Origin of the sequence: Tabrizicola sp. (assembly GCF_022842145.1) — a bacterium.
Lineage (GTDB): Bacteria > Pseudomonadota > Alphaproteobacteria > Rhodobacterales > Rhodobacteraceae > Tabrizicola.
In genome coordinates, this window is the sequence record NZ_JALHQD010000001.1 from 331,012 (window position 1) to 345,221 (window position 14,210).

Below are 14,210 nucleotides of genomic sequence, written 5' to 3' on the forward strand. Positions count from 1 at the left end.
GTTCTGAACCTACCGCCGTGCCGCTTTGCTGTGCGGACACTCCCGCCGTCAGACCGCGCGATTGCGCCAGCGGTCCGCGATGTAGGTCGCCGTCATCAGGTCCAGATGCGCCCCGCCTCCGTTCTTGGCGATGGTGATCTCGTCGTCGGACCGGCGGGCGTAGAGCGCGGGGTCGTCGTAAAAATCGGCGATGACATCCGCCTCGGTGATCGCGCCCGAGGCGATGGGGTCCATCAGCTCACCGATGTGGTGAATCGTGGTGGCGCGGGCGTCCACGAAGATGCGGGCGCGGGCCATCGCGGTATCGTCGACCTCGCGCATGGCGGGCGTATAGGCACCGATCAGGTCGAGGTGCTGGCCCGGCTGCAGCCAGTCACCCTTGATCAGCGGCGCTTTTGCCATCGTTGCACAGCAGATAATGTCGGCCGCACGCACCGCGGTTTCAAGATCATCGGCGACGGGCAGACCCATAGCTTCGGCCGTCGCGCGGGTCCGGCTCCAGGTGGTGAAGCGGGCCTCTGGGAAGATGCTGGAATAGGCCTGCACCATGTTCTGGGCAACGACGCCGGCGCCGACCAGCAGGATGTTGCGGCTGTCCTTCCGCGCCAGGCGGCTGGCCGACAGAAGACTGTCCCCCGCGGTCTTCCACTTGGTCACCAAGTGGAAATCGATCAGCGCTATGAGTTCGCCTGTCACGTCATCGAAGAGGTTGACGATGCCGTTGATGGTGGGCACGCCCCTCGCCGTGTTGCCGGGAACGATGGTGCCGATCTTGACGAGCGAGCCCAGCCCGTCGATCCAGGCCGCCCGGTCCAGCAGGGTGTCGTCACGGCGGTACAGGAAGATATCCTTGATTTCTGCCTTGGGCATACGGTGCCCGGCCTCGAGCGCCCGGGTCAGGCCCTGCCAGTCCAGAAAACGCTCCGCGTCCTGTGCGATAGTTTCGACGGTCATATCCCTGCTTCCTTCCGGGTCAAAAGCCCTTCGGCCACCAGCCGTTCGGCCCAGCCCTCCCAGCTTTCGAACTGATGTGTGCGCCAGCCACGGCGGGCGGCGGCGGTGATGTTCTCGGCCTTGTCATCGGCGAACAGGAGGCGGTCGGGCGGAAGGGCGCAATCGTCTTCCACCGCCTGATAGATGCGGGGGTCGGGTTTCGACACCTTCAACCGGCCCGAGACATATTCGCGGTCGAACTCGCCCAGGAAGTCCAGCTTGTCGCGGGCCTCCTCGTAGGAATAGCTGCCGAAATTGGTCAGGCAGAAGACCGGCACGCCCTTCACCCGCAAGGCCCGCAGCAAGGCGATGGAGCCTTCGATCCGGGGGCTGGCAAGGTCGATCCAGCGGTCATACCACAGGCGGATTTCCGGGGCCCAGTCCGGGTGGCGGTCGGCCCAGTCGTAGATCGTTTCGCGGAACAGTGCGCCGTCGTCGACAAGCGCGTTCATCCCGTGCAGGTCCACGGCGTCGAACAGGGCGCGGCGGCGGTCTTCGCCGAGGACGCGGTCGTAGAAGGCTTCGGGCTGCCACCGCGTCAACACGTTGCCGATGTCGAAGATCACCGCCTCAGGCTGCATCGCCGCTCCGTTTCCGCACCGTTTCGCGCCAGATCACATAAAGGCCCGAGCCGCAGATCAGCGCAATCCCCACCCATGATACGGCGTCGGGGAAAGTTCCGAAGACCACAAGCCCCCAAAGGATTGCCAGAGGCATCCCGACATATTCGAACGGCGCGATCAGGCCCGCTTCCGTGGTGCGGTAGGCTTGCGTCACCATCATCCCCCCGATGCCCACCGACAGGCCGGTGGCCAGGAAGACCGGCCAGTCGTGCAGCGGCGGCCAGATCCAGGGGCGGAACAGGAAGGCCCAAAGCCCCTCGTCCGTCGCAAGGTGTCCGTCGCCGACCCAAAGGCCCATGCAGAGGCTGACCACGATGAAGCCCGCCTGCACGTAGAAGGACAGCGTCATCGCGCTTTCGGTGCCGCCCATGTGCCGCACCAGAAGGTTGCCGGCGGCGTACATGACCGCCGAGATCAGGACGAGAAGCGCTGCGGGCTGGATCACTCCGGCACCGGGGCGCAGCATGACTATGACGCCGACCATGCCGATGATGACCGCCGCCCAGCGGCGCGGGCCGACCTTCTCGCGCAGGAACACGATGGACAGAAGAGTGATGATGATCGGGCTGACATAGGCCACCGCCACGGCGTCGGCCAAAGGCAGAGTGGCAAGCCCGACGAAGTAGGTCACGTTCGAGATCATCACGATGATGACCCGCAAAAGGTGCATCCTTGGCCGCCCGGTGACCAGTTGCGCAAAGCCGCGCTGCGAGAAGCCGATCACCGCCAGGATGAAGGCCATCGCCACGAAGGCCCGGATCAGGATCACCTGGTGCAGCGCGTAGCCGTCCGAGAGGAACTTGATCGAGACGTCGTTGACCGAAAAGATCAGCGTGCCACCGATGGCGAAAAGGATGCCGGTCAGGGCTTGAGAGCGTGCCATCTGGGCAGGTGACCCGTGGCACCGGGTTCCGTCTGTCCCGCCCGCGTCAAGCGATGTCGCGGGCGGGCAAGGCAGCGAGGTCAGGGGTTGGCGGGCGCTGCCACCGCAAGCGCATCAACCTGCGCCTGGAGGGCGGCCTTTTCGGCTTCAAGGCCGGTGATCCTGTCGGTTAGCGCGACAAGCTCGGCCTGCGCGGTTTCGGCGGCCTTGGTGGCGTCCGCCTCAAGTGCCGCAACCTTCGCGGCGAGGTCCGCCTTTTCGGCTTCCAGGGTGCTGACCTTCTCCAGCATGGCTGCTGCATCGGCCTGAACCGTTGCCGCAGCATCGGAGGCCGCCTTCACCGCCGCCTCGCCCTCGGCCTTCAGCGCGGCAAGCTCTGCGGTCAGCGTCGCCTTCTCTGCCTCCAGCGCGGTGACCGCCTCGGTCGTTGCGGCAAGGTCCGCACTTAGGGCATTGCCCTTCTGGCTGGACTGGTAGGCGAAGAAGCCCAGGATCGCCGCCACCACGACCAGCACCATCGTCAGCAAATTCCGCATCGTCACACCCCCCGTGTTTGCGCCGACGCTACCTGCAACCCGCCCCGCCGCACAACCCTGCAGCGGAAATCGGTCCGCATGTCCACGAACAAGCCTTTGTCTGTGCCTACAATCGAAAGCGCCACAGGGGCAGCGTCAGCCAGGTGCCGCGAAGACCTGGACCCAGTAGTACCGCAAAGGGGCGGAGTTGCCCCGGATCGGCCGGTCGTCCGCCTGGTAGACCACGGCGATCCCGGTCTCGGTCATCCGGCAGTTCAGCATGTTCCGGCGGTGGCCTGCACTTTTCAGCCAGCCCTGAACTGCCTGCAAAGCGGTCCTCTGCCCTGCCGCGATGTTCTCGGCTGCGCTGCGGTAACTGTAGCCCTGCCGCTTGATCCGGGAGGCGAACCTGCTGCCGTCCTTGCCTGCATGCCCGAAGAAATTCTGCTCGGCCATCGCAGCGGCGTGAGCATTCGCCGCCGCCGTCAGCCGGGCATTCAGCCGCAGAGGCTGGCACCCTGCCTTGGCGCGGGCGGAGTTGACCGCCGATAGCACCGTCTCGGCCGGGCTGACCGCCGCAGCGGGAGATCCCGCGACGGCAATGGCAATCAAGAGGGCCTTAGCCCAGGAAAGCCTGGGCGTGGAAGGACACATGGTCTTCCATGAAGGTCGACACGAAGAAATAGCTGTGGTCATAGCCCTTCTGCATCCGGAACGTGCCACCCTGCCGCGCCTGCGCCATCGCTTCGGCCAGCGCTTCAGGGCGGAGTTTGTCGATAAACTGGTCGGCCGTCCCCTGGTCGATCAGCATCGGCCCGTCGAATCCCCGGCGCCGCATCAGCAAGGTCGCATCATGTGCGGCCCATGACGACTCGTCGGGTCCGAGATAGGCAGAAAATTGCGGACGGCCCCAATCGCTCGCCGTGGGGTTGCAGATCGGAGCGAAGGCGGAGACCGACTGGAAGCGGCCCGGAAAGCTCATCGCGATGGTCAGCGCGCCGTGGCCGCCCATCGAATGCCCCGTGATCCCCTGAACCTCTTCCGCCAGCGGGAAGGCGTTGAAAAGGACGCGAGGCAATTCCTCGGTCATGTAGTCCCACATCTGGAAATGGCGCTCCCACGGCTTTTGCGTGGCATTCAGATAGAAGCCCGCCCCTTGGCCCAAGGCGAAGTCAGGGTCGTTTGCGACGCCCTCACCGCGCGGAGAGGTATCAGGAAAGCACAGCGCGATCCCGGCCTCGGCGGCCCAACGCTGCGCCCCCGCCTTGATCATCGCGTTCTCATGCGTGCAGGTCAGGCCCGACAGAAACCACAACAGCGGCACCGCCCCTTCCTCGGCCTGCTGCGGCAGGAAAAGGCCGAACGTCATGTCGCAGCCCGTGGATTGGGAGGCGTGCGTGTAGACGCCCTGCACTCCGCCAAAGGCCCGGTTCTCGGAAACGGTTTTCATGTGTAGCCTCCCTGGCTGATCAGCGCGATCACCGCTGTCACAGTCAGCACCGACCCGGCGGTGGACAGAAGGATCGCGGTGGAAACGCGTTGTGGTGCAACGCCGTAGTGTTGCGCAAGAATGAAGACGTTGCCCGCCACCGGCAAGGCCGCGGCGGCAATCATCACGCCGGCCTGATACCCCGTGACGCCGAACAGCCAGCAGGCCCCCGCGACCGCCAGCGGGTGCAGGATCAGCTTCGAGAACGACAGCCAGGCGGCGACCTCGACCCGTTCCGCAGACCGACCGGCCAGCGAAGCACCGATGGCGAAGAGGGCGCAAGGCGTGGCGGCGGCCCCCAGCAGCGTCAGGAATTCGTTCACCGGCACCGGCAACTCCAGTCCGGTCGATCCCCAAAGGATGCCAAGTCCGACCGACACGATCATCGGGTTCTTCACCAGGCCCATGCCAAGGATGCCGAAGGTTTGCGCGCTGACCCGGCCCGCCCGAAGTCCGGTGATCACCATCGTCAGGATCGACGAAAACACGATCAGGTCGACCGCCAGCACCAGAAGGACGGGACCGACCGCCTCTGGTCCCAAGAGAAGCGCCAGCATCGGAATGCCCAGGAAGCCCACATTGCCGATGACGCCGGTATGCGCCTCGAACACCGCCTCTTCGCGGCTGACCCGGCGGCCCAGGGCGACGGCAGCCACGACCAGCCAGACGACCGTGGTGGCAAGAAGATAGGCGAAGACGAAGGGCCAACTGAAGATCGCGGAGACGTCCAGATTCGCGGCAAAACCGAAAAGCATGGCCGACAGCGCGAAGTAGAAGACGAAGCGTGTGAGGTAGGCTGTCGCCTCCTCGGAGAAGAACCGGGTCCGCCCGGCAAGGTAGCCGACGCCGATGAGCGCAAAGAACGGCAGGGTTTTCAGAAAGATCGCCAGCATGGGGCCGTCGTGTCACGGGTGGGCCGAAAGGGCAAGTCTGCGGGGCAGGGAATCGGGGGGTCCGGGGGCGCACTATCCCGAGATCAAGAAACATTCAGCCGGCGCGATGTGGCAAAAGCAGGGCAAACCCTTACCCCGAAGGTGGGGGCCGCTAAGGCCAGTTGTTTCTTGATATAGTGGCAATCAGCGTCGCGAGGCGCAGATTTTCCCCTATTTCACGATTGCTCCGCATCAGTCGCAACCAGCGGTCGCAAGGGATTGTGGCGAAAAACGATCGGAAAGCCTTCACGTTTTGGCCCAACTCATTGGCTACACGTGAAGAACCGCAAGTCCTTCATGGGGGCAAGAAGGACGCGGGTATGGGTGATTAATGATGACCGCTGCCGCGCGCAAGTTTGACTCCGTCGACCTGGGAAGCACAGCCGACGAGCTGCCGACCGGGACCAGACTGCTGTACGGGCAGTTCACCATCGAATCCTTCGTCAACAGCGGCGGCTTCGGGATCGTCTACATCGCGCGGGACTCGCTTGATCGGCAGGTGGTCATCAAGGAATGCTTCCCCTCGACCTTCTGCCGCCGGATCGGCACGACCGTCGGCGCACGCTCCAGGGCCCAGCAGGACGAGTTCCGGGCTGCGGTGAAAAGCTTCATGCAGGAAGCGGTGACGCTGTCGCAACTGGACCATCCCAACATCATCAAGGTCCACCACGTCTTCGAGGACAACGAGACCGCCTATATGGCGATGGACTACATCGACGGCCCGGATCTGCTGCAAACGGTCGAGGGCACGGCGCGTCCGCTGACCCCGAAAGAGATCGTCTCGTTCCTGCACACGATGCTGGACGCGCTGGGTCATGTGCACGACCGGGGCCTTCTGCACCGCGACATCTCGCCTGACAACATGATCCTGAACAACGCCACCGGCCAGCCGATCCTGATCGACTTCGGTGCCTCGCGGAAAGAGGTCACCCGGAAAAGCCGCGCGGTGTCGGGCCTGCGCGTGGTCAAGGACGGCTATTCCCCGCAAGAGTTCTACGTCAGCGGCAGCAAGCAGGCACCGTGCAGCGACCTTTATGCTCTGGCCGCCAGTTTCTACCACCTGATCACCGGCGAGACGCCGAAGACCTCGCAAGAGCGTCTGTCGGCCATTGCCGGGCGCGAAGGCGACCCGCTGCGCCCGCTGGCAGGCCGGTTCAAGACCTATCCCCGCGGCTTTCTGGACGCGATCGACAAGGCCATGGCGATCTTCCCGCGCGACCGTCTGCAGTCGGTCGAGGATTGGCGCCTGATGCTGACGGGCGATGCGGCTCGGCCGGTGTCGGAAACCGTGGTGCCCGCCGCATCGGTGGCGCGGACGGTTTCGGCCCCGCCGCCTGCGTCCCCGGTGCAAGCGGAAGCCAAGGCGCCCAGCGTTCCGGCACAACCGGAGTTCGCGGCCGCCTCTGCGCCGTCCCCGGCACCGCTGCTGGTGATCCAGGCCCCCCGCGGTCCACGCGACTTCCTGATATCGTCGACGGCGGCCGTCCTGCTGCTTGTCGGACTGCTGTCCTTGCCGGGCCTCTTGAGCCGGGAACCGCAGGCACTGGCCCCGACCGCCACAGCCGGAACCGCTTCGGCGGACGTCTTGGTTCCGGCCGTTCCCACCGCAACCGCTGCAGCGCCCACGATCCAGGAGCTTCTGCCCGTCACCAACGTCCTGCGCCTGCCCGGCGGCTATACCTTCGAAGTGATCGAAACGCCAAACGCGACGCAGACCGTGGTCTCGGAACTTCCGGCCGACGTTCAAGGGTCGATCCAGGTCGGGGACATCCTGCTGGTCTATGCCCCGACGGGGGAAACCCTGGGCACCGCCACCGCGCTTCGCGAGATACTTCAGCGCGAGTTTGCAAGCGGTATTACAACTTACAGTTTTGTTATTCGCCGTGGTGACAGTACACTGGAAGCCGAGTTTCGGCTTGGGGTAGCGGGCTAGCTGCCTTAGCCGGAACACGATGACAGGGAGAGAAAGCCTTGAAGTTTCTTCGCACGATCTTTGGCGAGAATGGTGAAACCGGGCCTGCCGGTGGCCAGGTTGACGCAGGTCCCGACCCCGTGATGGCCGCCCTTGCCGAGCTTGAAGTGAAGCGCCTGCGCGAGGCGCTGGCCGCCGCGTCTCCGGCACCCGCTCCGGAACCGGAACCCGAGATTAGCTCTCCTGCCAGCGTGGCGCGTCCCAGCCGGGTCGTGAAGGTGAAAGCCCCGCTGCCGGAAGGCGTCAGCACATCCACCCGGGGTATCTGGGATCTTGAGGACGACGCCCCGCCCGCAGCGCCGGTCGCTGCGCCGGCCTACGGCGACGCGCCGCGCCGTCCGACGCGCGCCAAGACCCGCGTCCTTGGCTTCGAGGCCCAGCCGACCGCTGTGGTCCCCCTGTTCGACGGCATCGAGTCCGCGGCAATCGTTCCGGCTGCACCGGCCCAGGGCAAGGGTTACGTGATGTTCCCCGCCGGTTGGCTGGTGGTCAAGGACGGCCCCGGCAAGGGTGCCTCGTTTGCGTTGAGCCAGGGCGTCTCGCAGATCGGTCGCGCCGTGGACCAGACTATTTCACTGGATTTCGGCGACATGGCGATCTCGCGCCAGAACCATGCCGCCATCGCCTACGATGCCGCCACGCATGAATTCCACGTGGGGCACGGCGGCAAGTCCAACCTCGTCCGGCTGAACGGCCGTCCGCTCCTGGCAACCGAAACCGCCGCCGACGGGGACGAGATCCAGATCGGCGAAACGACCCTCGTGTTGAAAGTCCTTTGTTCGCCCGAGTTCAACTGGTCGTCGTTCGAGGCGGAAGGAGACGGGCATGATATGGCGATCGCGTGAACCGCGTTACGACGTCGCCTCGGGAATCAGCCAGGGCGCGCGTGACTATCAGGAAGACGCGATAACGGCTGACTTTCCGGTCGGGGCCGAAGCCGGTTTCGTGGTGCTTGCCGACGGGATGGGCGGCCATGCTGCTGGTGACGTCGCCTCGAAGATCGTGCTGACCGAAGTCTACTCCGAGCTGAAATTCCAGTTCGCCAACGTTGCGTCGTTCGAAGCCAACGCGCCAGAGATTCTGCGCGGCGTGGCAAGCCATGCCAACGACACGTTGCGCCATCATTCCCGCATCCATCCGGAAACCAATGGCATGGGGGCCACCCTGGTGGTTCCCGCGCTGGTCGAGAACCGGCTCTGGTGGATCTCGGTCGGGGACTCGCCGCTGTTTCTGTTCCGCAACGGCAAGCTTCACCAACTGAACGAAGATCATTCGATGGCACCGCAGATTGACCTGATGGTGCAGGCCGGACTGCTGGACGCCCAAACCGCCGCCACGCACCCCGACCGCAATTGTCTGATTTCGGTGCTGATGGGGTCGAAGGTTGCGCGGATCGACTGTCCGGCCCAACCGTTCGAACTGAAGGCGGGCGACATCGTCGTCTGTGCCTCGGACGGCCTGCAGTACCTGACCAATGCCCAGATCGAAAAGGTGCTGACGCGGTACCGCAAGGTTCGCTCGACCGAAATCGCCGAACGGCTACTGGAAGAGCTGATGCGTCTGGACGACCCGGATCAGGACAACATCAGCTTCACGGTGATCAAGGTCAATGATGCGTCCGTCCGGCCGATGCCCGACCGCCCGATGCGTGAGGCGATGGCCGTCACCACCCGGCCGCGCGGCCTGACCACCGTGGCACCCGAGCCGGTGCTGGTGCCGCTTCCCGTGGCGGAACCGTTGCAGCTTGTCGTGCCGGAGTCCGAACCTGACCAGAGGGTCGAGCCTGCGGCGGAAGAGGCGGATCAGGACGCACCCTCGCCCGTGGTCCCGCGCCGCTTCGCGGCCCTTGGCTAGGCGCTAGCGGAAAACGCTCATGATCTGGTCCAGCGGTTTTTTCCGCTTGGCCACGGCCGGAACGGTCGCCCGGTCGGCGGGATAGCCTACCGGCAGGATCATCACCGGCTTTTCATGCTCGGGCCGCCCGCACAGCGGACCCAGGAATTTCATCGGGTTGGGGGTGTGCTCCAGGCAGACGAGGCCGGCATGATGGATCGCCGAGATCAGCATCCCGGTCGCGATCCCGACGCTTTCGGGCACGTAGTAGTTCTTGTAACGCGTGCCGTCCTCGGTCAGCCCGTAACGCTGCGCGAAAACCACGATCAGCCAGGGTGCATCGGTCAGATGCGGTTTCGAGACACCTGTCCCGATCGGCTCCAGCGCCGACAGCCACTCATCCCCTGCCCCGCCCTGATAGAACGCCCGCTCCTCCTCCTCGGCACCCTGGCGGATGCGGGCCTTCATTGTGGGATCGCTGATTGCCGCGAAGTGCCAGGGTTGATGGTTCGCCCCCGAGGGCGCCGTCCCCGCTGCCGCAATGCAGGCTGCAATCACCGCCTCGGGCACGGGCCGCGAGGAATAGTCCCGCACCGAGTGGCGCTTGCGCATATAGTCCCGGAACCGTTCGGCCGCCGCAAGCGAGGCGTCCTCGTCCAGCTGCACCCGGTCGGGCAACGGCAGCGGCTGATAGCTCACCTCACCCTTGCGATACATCAGCCGCCTCCGATCAAGACCCCTGCGGCAAAGACCAAAGCACCGCCTAGCACGACCTGCAAGGCCGCGCGCAGGAAGGGAGTCTCCATGTAACGGTTCTGGATCCATGCGATGGCCCAAAGCTCGACGAAGACGACGATCATGGCGATGGTGGTGGCGGTCCAGAAGTCCGGGATCAGGTAGGGCAGTGCGTGGCCAAGCCCGCCGATGGTGGTCATAACGCCTGAGGCAAGGCCGCGTTTGAACGGAGAGCCGCGGCCCGACAGAACTCCGTCATCATGCGCGGCCTCGGTGAAGCCCATCGAGATGCCCGCGCCGACCGAAGCGGCCGTACCGACAAGGAAGGTCGTCCAGGTGTCCTGCGTGGCGAAGGCCGTCGCGAAGATCGGCGCCAGGGTCGATACCGAGCCGTCCATCAGCCCTGCCAGACCCGGCTGCACCCAGGTCAGGATGAACTGGCGCTTGGCGGTCTGGTTTTCCTCGTCCCGCGCATCCTGCGGCAGGTGCGTTTCCTCCAACCGTTGCGCATGGCGTTCGTGCCCGGCCTCGGCCGCAGCCAGATCACCCAGCAGCTTCCGGGTAGCAGCGTCCTGAGTCCGTGCGGCCGCCCGCAGGTAGAAGTCATGGGCGGTCTTCTCCATCGTCGCCGCCTCACCGCGCATCACGTCCAGCGACAGGTTCTGCGACAGCCAGATGGGGCGTCGGGCGTAGAAACCGGCCACATGCTCGCGGCGGAGCAGGGGGATGACATCGCCGAAGCGCCCGCGGTGCAGGTCGATCAGGCGCTGGCGGTGGCCGTCCTCCTCGACCGCCATCCCGTCAAAGACCGCCGCCGATGAGGGATAATCGGCCCTGAGTCGCTCGGCGAAGGTGCGGTAGATGCGGGCATCGTCCTCCTCGGAGGAGATTGCGAGGGCGAGCACCTCCTGTTCCGAGAGGTCGCTGAAACGGCGGCGAAAGGTCAGGGCAGACAGCACGGCGTGCACCTTAGATTGGAATGATTCTAATCTATCTCGCACGCCCGCCGCTGCAATGACAGATTCTGAACTTTACGGTTCATTTTTTCTTGCGAAACTGAACTCTTCGGTTTAGATAGGAATCTGAACCGTAGAGTTCAGAATGGAGATCACGATGACCCGCTTCGCCCTTGCCCTTGCTGCCAGCCTTGCCCTTGTCGCCCCCATCGCAACCCCGGTCGCGGCGGATTCTCTGGCGGTCCTTCTGCCGACGCTCACCTTCCCCGACACCACCGTGACCACCTCGACCAAGGGCTGCGCTGCGCCTGCGACGCCGACGACCTGCCAACTGGCCGAGTGACCGTCCGGGTTGCCGCGCCGGATCGCGATGGTCTATGGTCCCCGCCAGGGGGTCCGATGAACGCCATCCACGATCACGAGGTCCGGCGCGGCCGGAAGTTCGACCAGGTGCTGGAAGGCGCCCGGACGATCTTCATGCGGGACGGGTTCGAGCGCGCCTCGGTCGACGACATCGCGCGTGAGGCTGGGGTCTCGAAGGCGACGATCTACGCTTATTTCCCGGACAAGCAGCTCCTGTTCCTGGAAGTAGCGCGCTGCGAATGCCACCGCCAAACCGAAGAGGCAGAAGCGATGGTCGAAGGCGACGCCCCGGTCCGGGTGGCGCTGACCATCGCGGCCGAACGGATCGTGGCCTTCCAGCTGTCGGACTTCGGTCAGCGCATGTTCCGCATCGTGGTCGGCGAGGGTGAGCGTTTTCCGGGCCTTGGCCGCCAGTTCTATGATTTCGGGCCGGGCCTCATCCACCAGAGGCTGGTGCATCACCTGGGCTCCTATGTCGAAAGCGGGCAGCTGAGTATCGCCGACCTGGACCTTGCCGCCGACCAGTTCGCGCAGCTGTGCAAGGCGACGATCCACGAAAAGCTGATCTTCGGGATGACCGAAACGATCACGCCAGAACTGGCGCACCGGTCAGTGCATGGCGCCGTGGACATGTTCCTGGCGCGCTACGGGATCGCCCAGACCCAAACTTCTTGAGCAAGAATTTTGGCAAATTCCTTGCATAAGGAATTTGGGCGCCTAGCCATTCTCCCGCAGCACTGATCCGGCCAGATACAGCGACCCGCAGATCAGCGCCCGGGCTTCCGGCAACGTCGCGGCGATGGCTGCCAGTGCTTCGGCGACCGATCCGGCCGCGACAGCATCAATCCCGACCGACAGGGCCGCATCGCGGGTAACCTCGGCGGGAAGCGTGTTTTTCTCGCCCGGGATTGACACTGCATGCAGGCGCGTCACCTGCGGGGCCAGGGGGCGCATGTAGCCGGTCACATCCTTGGTGTTCAGCATCCCGCAGATCAGATGCGTCTCGCGCTGTGGCATCCGCGCCAGCGTCGCCGCCACCGCCTCGCCCCCCGCCGGGTTGTGCCCACCGTCGAGCCAGAGTTCCACCTGCGGCGCGATCTCCACCAGCGGACCCTGCCGCAAGCGCTGCATCCGGGCGGGCCATGCGGCATGGGTGACGGCTGCTTCGCAGGCCGCTTCCCCCTTGCCCAGCAGTCGCAGCGCCGCAATGGCAGCCCCCGCGTTCTGCACCTGGTGTGGCCCCGGCAGGTTCGGCAAAGGCAGGTCCAGAAGTCCGTTCTCGTCCTGATAGATCAGCCGCCCGCGTTCCTCCCACACGTTCCAGTGCTGGCCATAAACCCAGAGCGGTGCCCCCACGGCGGCCGCCTTCGCCTCGATCACCGCCAGCCCGTCGGGGTGCTGCGGCCCAACGATGCAAGGCACGCCGCGCTTGATGATCCCGGCCTTTTCACCTGCGATCTTCGCAATGGTATCGCCAAGAAAGGCTTCGTGATCCATCGACACCGGCGTGATGATCGTCAGCCGGGGTTTTTCGACCACGTTGGTCGCATCCAGCCGTCCGCCAAGACCGACCTCTAGAAGCGTCCAGTCCGCCTTTGTCCGCGCAAAAGCCAGAAAGGCCGCGCAGGTGGTGATCTCGAAAAAGGTGATCTCGTCCGGCCCGTTCACCCGGACGCATTCGTCCAGAAGTGCTGTCAGCGCGGGCTCCGAGATCAACTCACCCGCCAGCCGGATGCGTTCATGGAACCGCGCAAGGTGCGGCGAGGTATACGCGTGGACCGTCTCGTCCCCCGCCTCCAGCCCCGCCCGGATCATCGCCTGGGTCGAGCCCTTGCCATTCGTCCCTGCGATGTGGATCACCGGCGGGATCGACTTTTCGGGGTTCCCCAGGGCCAGAAGCAGCCGGTCGACGCGCGCCAGCGTCAGGTCGATGACCTTGGGGTGCAGCGTCATCATCCGCTCCAGGATGACGTCAGAGCCTTGTGTCATGGATCAGGCGCTCGCTTCGACTTTGCCCACAGCCGGCGCTTCGGTGGGAGCAGGCAGGTCGCCCTTGATCGCCGGGGGCTGGCCCGTCAGCATCCGGACCAGCGTGACCAGTTCGTCCTTCATTGCCTTCCGGTGGATGACGCGGTCCAGCATCCCGTGGTCCAGAAGGTATTCGGCGCGCTGGAAGCCTTCGGGCAGCTTTTCGCGGATGGTCTGTTCGATGACCCGGGCTCCGGCGAAGCCGATCTGTGCATTCGGCTCGGCGATCTGCACGTCACCCAGCATGGCATAGCTGGCGGTAACGCCGCCCGTCGTGGGGTGGGTCAGGACGACGATATAGGGCAGCCCCGCCTCTTTCAGCAGCTGCACGGCGACCGTGGTCCGCGGCATCTGCATCAAGGACAGCATTCCCTCCTGCATCCGCGCCCCGCCCGAGGCGCTGAACAGGATCAGCGGCCGCTTGAGTTTGACCGCGCGCTCGGCCGCCGCGATGATCGCGTTGCCGACATACATGCCCATCGACCCGGCCATGAAGCTGAAGTCCTGCGCGGCGGCGACGATGGGGGTGCGGTTGATCTCGCCCTCGGCGACCAGCATCGCGTCCTTCTCTCCGCTCGCCTTCTGGGCGGCCTTGATCCGGTCGGTGTATTTCTTCTGGTCGCGGAAATGCAGCGGGTCGACCACGGGCTCGGGCACCTTCACCTCGGTGAAGATTCCGCCGTCGAACAGCGCGCCAAAGCGTTCGCGCGGGCTGATCGCCACGTGGTGTTCACAATTGGTGCAGACGTTGATGTTGGCCGCGAGTTCCCGGTGGAACAACATCGTCCCGCACTCCGGGCACTTCGTCCAAAGATTTTCGGGCACCTCGCGGCGCGAGAAAAGCGAGTTGATCTTCGGACGGACGTAGTTGGTGATCCAGTTCATGCG

At 65.0% G+C, this 14,210-nt stretch carries 16 protein-coding genes; 5 read left to right on the forward strand and 11 right to left on the reverse strand.

Going from position 1 to position 14,210, the window contains the following annotated elements; genetic code table 11:
- Nucleotides 1-48 precede the first annotated feature (48 nt).
- The 7 genes from Q0C42_RS01655 to Q0C42_RS01685 form a co-directional block, all read right to left on the reverse strand.
- Nucleotides 49-954, reverse strand: coding sequence for an ornithine cyclodeaminase (locus Q0C42_RS01655; RefSeq protein ID WP_295071044.1), 906 nt, complete (start codon nt 952-954; stop codon nt 49-51).
- On the reverse strand, nt 951-1,574 hold the full coding sequence (locus tag Q0C42_RS01660) for an HAD family phosphatase (protein ID WP_295071046.1): 624 nt from the start codon (nt 1,572-1,574) through the stop codon (nt 951-953). Before Q0C42_RS01660 ends, Q0C42_RS01655 begins: the two co-directional genes overlap by 4 nt.
- On the reverse strand, nt 1,564-2,499 hold the full coding sequence (locus Q0C42_RS01665; RefSeq protein ID WP_295071049.1) for a DMT family transporter: 936 nt from the start codon (nt 2,497-2,499) through the stop codon (nt 1,564-1,566). The genes Q0C42_RS01660 and Q0C42_RS01665 overlap by 11 nt, the downstream gene beginning before the upstream one ends.
- A gap of 80 nt (nt 2,500-2,579) precedes the next feature.
- Nucleotides 2,580-3,035, reverse strand: a complete 456-nt coding sequence (locus Q0C42_RS01670; protein ID WP_295071052.1) for a hypothetical protein — start codon at nt 3,033-3,035, stop codon at nt 2,580-2,582.
- Nucleotides 3,036-3,170: 135 nt separating this feature from the next.
- Complete coding sequence (locus tag Q0C42_RS01675) at nt 3,171-3,626, reverse strand: CAP domain-containing protein (protein ID WP_295071055.1); 456 nt, start codon at nt 3,624-3,626, stop codon at nt 3,171-3,173.
- Between the two features lie 7 nt (nt 3,627-3,633).
- Nucleotides 3,634-4,464, reverse strand: coding sequence for an S-formylglutathione hydrolase (fghA, locus tag Q0C42_RS01680; RefSeq protein ID WP_295071058.1), 831 nt, complete (start codon nt 4,462-4,464; stop codon nt 3,634-3,636).
- Nucleotides 4,461-5,396, reverse strand: coding sequence for an AEC family transporter (locus Q0C42_RS01685; protein ID WP_295071061.1), 936 nt, complete (start codon nt 5,394-5,396; stop codon nt 4,461-4,463). Before Q0C42_RS01685 ends, fghA begins: the two co-directional genes overlap by 4 nt.
- Nucleotides 5,397-5,769: 373 nt before the next feature.
- Here Q0C42_RS01685 and Q0C42_RS01690 point away from each other — a divergent pair, with 373 nt between their 5' ends.
- Genes Q0C42_RS01690 through Q0C42_RS01700 form a run of 3 tightly spaced genes read left to right on the forward strand, consistent with a single transcriptional unit; the run spans nt 5,770 to nt 9,261 of the window.
- A complete protein-coding gene (locus Q0C42_RS01690; RefSeq protein ID WP_295071064.1) occupies nt 5,770-7,368 on the forward strand; it encodes a serine/threonine-protein kinase in 1,599 nt (532 codons plus the stop codon).
- A gap of 38 nt (nt 7,369-7,406) precedes the next feature.
- Nucleotides 7,407-8,252 carry an FHA domain-containing protein gene (locus Q0C42_RS01695; protein ID WP_295071066.1) on the forward strand — a complete coding sequence of 282 codons (846 nt, stop codon included), beginning with the start codon at nt 7,407-7,409 and terminating at the stop codon, nt 8,250-8,252.
- The gene (locus tag Q0C42_RS01700; RefSeq protein ID WP_295071069.1) at nt 8,233-9,261 is read left to right on the forward strand and encodes a protein phosphatase 2C domain-containing protein; all 1,029 of its coding nucleotides are present in this window, start codon (nt 8,233-8,235) and stop codon (nt 9,259-9,261) included. The genes Q0C42_RS01695 and Q0C42_RS01700 overlap by 20 nt, the downstream gene beginning before the upstream one ends.
- A gap of 3 nt (nt 9,262-9,264) precedes the next feature.
- On the opposite strand, the gene Q0C42_RS01705 is transcribed toward Q0C42_RS01700, so the two are convergent.
- Nucleotides 9,265-9,957 (reverse strand): nitroreductase family protein, encoded by a 693-nt coding sequence (locus tag Q0C42_RS01705; protein ID WP_295071072.1) that lies wholly within the window; start codon nt 9,955-9,957, stop codon nt 9,265-9,267.
- Entirely contained in the window at nt 9,957-10,934 is a 978-nt protein-coding gene (mbfA, locus tag Q0C42_RS01710) for an iron exporter MbfA (protein WP_295071075.1), read from the reverse strand. Before mbfA ends, Q0C42_RS01705 begins: the two co-directional genes overlap by 1 nt.
- 154 nt (nt 10,935-11,088) lie before the next feature.
- Here mbfA and Q0C42_RS01715 point away from each other — a divergent pair, with 154 nt between their 5' ends.
- The gene (locus tag Q0C42_RS01715; RefSeq protein ID WP_295071077.1) at nt 11,089-11,274 is read left to right on the forward strand and encodes a hypothetical protein; all 186 of its coding nucleotides are present in this window, start codon (nt 11,089-11,091) and stop codon (nt 11,272-11,274) included.
- A gap of 56 nt (nt 11,275-11,330) precedes the next feature.
- Nucleotides 11,331-11,969, forward strand: coding sequence for a TetR/AcrR family transcriptional regulator (locus tag Q0C42_RS01720; RefSeq protein ID WP_295071080.1), 639 nt, complete (start codon nt 11,331-11,333; stop codon nt 11,967-11,969).
- A gap of 42 nt (nt 11,970-12,011) precedes the next feature.
- Here the strand turns inward: Q0C42_RS01720 and Q0C42_RS01725 are convergent, their stop codons facing one another.
- Nucleotides 12,012-13,283, reverse strand: coding sequence for a folylpolyglutamate synthase/dihydrofolate synthase family protein (locus Q0C42_RS01725; RefSeq protein ID WP_295071082.1), 1,272 nt, complete (start codon nt 13,281-13,283; stop codon nt 12,012-12,014).
- A 3-nt stretch (nt 13,284-13,286) separates the two neighbouring features.
- The gene (gene accD / locus Q0C42_RS01730) at nt 13,287-14,207 is read right to left on the reverse strand and encodes an acetyl-CoA carboxylase, carboxyltransferase subunit beta (protein WP_295071084.1); all 921 of its coding nucleotides are present in this window, start codon (nt 14,205-14,207) and stop codon (nt 13,287-13,289) included.
- Nucleotides 14,208-14,210 lie beyond the last annotated feature (3 nt).

Bases quoted from the DNA above. Each gene is read 5' to 3' on its own strand.
- Q0C42_RS01655 (WP_295071044.1), bottom strand. From the start codon at position 954: ATGACCGTCGAAACTATCGCACAGGACGCGGAGCGTTTTCTGGACTGG.
- Q0C42_RS01660 (WP_295071046.1), bottom strand. From the start codon at position 1,574: ATGCAGCCTGAGGCGGTGATCTTCGACATCGGCAACGTGTTGACGCGG.
- Q0C42_RS01665 (WP_295071049.1), bottom strand. From the start codon at position 2,499: ATGGCACGCTCTCAAGCCCTGACCGGCATCCTTTTCGCCATCGGTGGC.
- Q0C42_RS01670 (WP_295071052.1), bottom strand. From the start codon at position 3,035: ATGCGGAATTTGCTGACGATGGTGCTGGTCGTGGTGGCGGCGATCCTG.
- fghA (WP_295071058.1), bottom strand. From the start codon at position 4,464: ATGAAAACCGTTTCCGAGAACCGGGCCTTTGGCGGAGTGCAGGGCGTC.
- Q0C42_RS01685 (WP_295071061.1), bottom strand. From the start codon at position 5,396: ATGCTGGCGATCTTTCTGAAAACCCTGCCGTTCTTTGCGCTCATCGGC.
- Q0C42_RS01690 (WP_295071064.1), top strand. From the start codon at position 5,770: ATGACCGCTGCCGCGCGCAAGTTTGACTCCGTCGACCTGGGAAGCACA.
- Q0C42_RS01700 (WP_295071069.1), top strand. From the start codon at position 8,233: ATGATATGGCGATCGCGTGAACCGCGTTACGACGTCGCCTCGGGAATC.
- Q0C42_RS01705 (WP_295071072.1), bottom strand. From the start codon at position 9,957: ATGTATCGCAAGGGTGAGGTGAGCTATCAGCCGCTGCCGTTGCCCGAC.
- Q0C42_RS01715 (WP_295071077.1), top strand. From the start codon at position 11,089: ATGACCCGCTTCGCCCTTGCCCTTGCTGCCAGCCTTGCCCTTGTCGCC.
- Q0C42_RS01720 (WP_295071080.1), top strand. From the start codon at position 11,331: ATGAACGCCATCCACGATCACGAGGTCCGGCGCGGCCGGAAGTTCGAC.
- Q0C42_RS01725 (WP_295071082.1), bottom strand. From the start codon at position 13,283: ATGACACAAGGCTCTGACGTCATCCTGGAGCGGATGATGACGCTGCAC.
- accD (WP_295071084.1), bottom strand. From the start codon at position 14,207: ATGAACTGGATCACCAACTACGTCCGTCCGAAGATCAACTCGCTTTTC.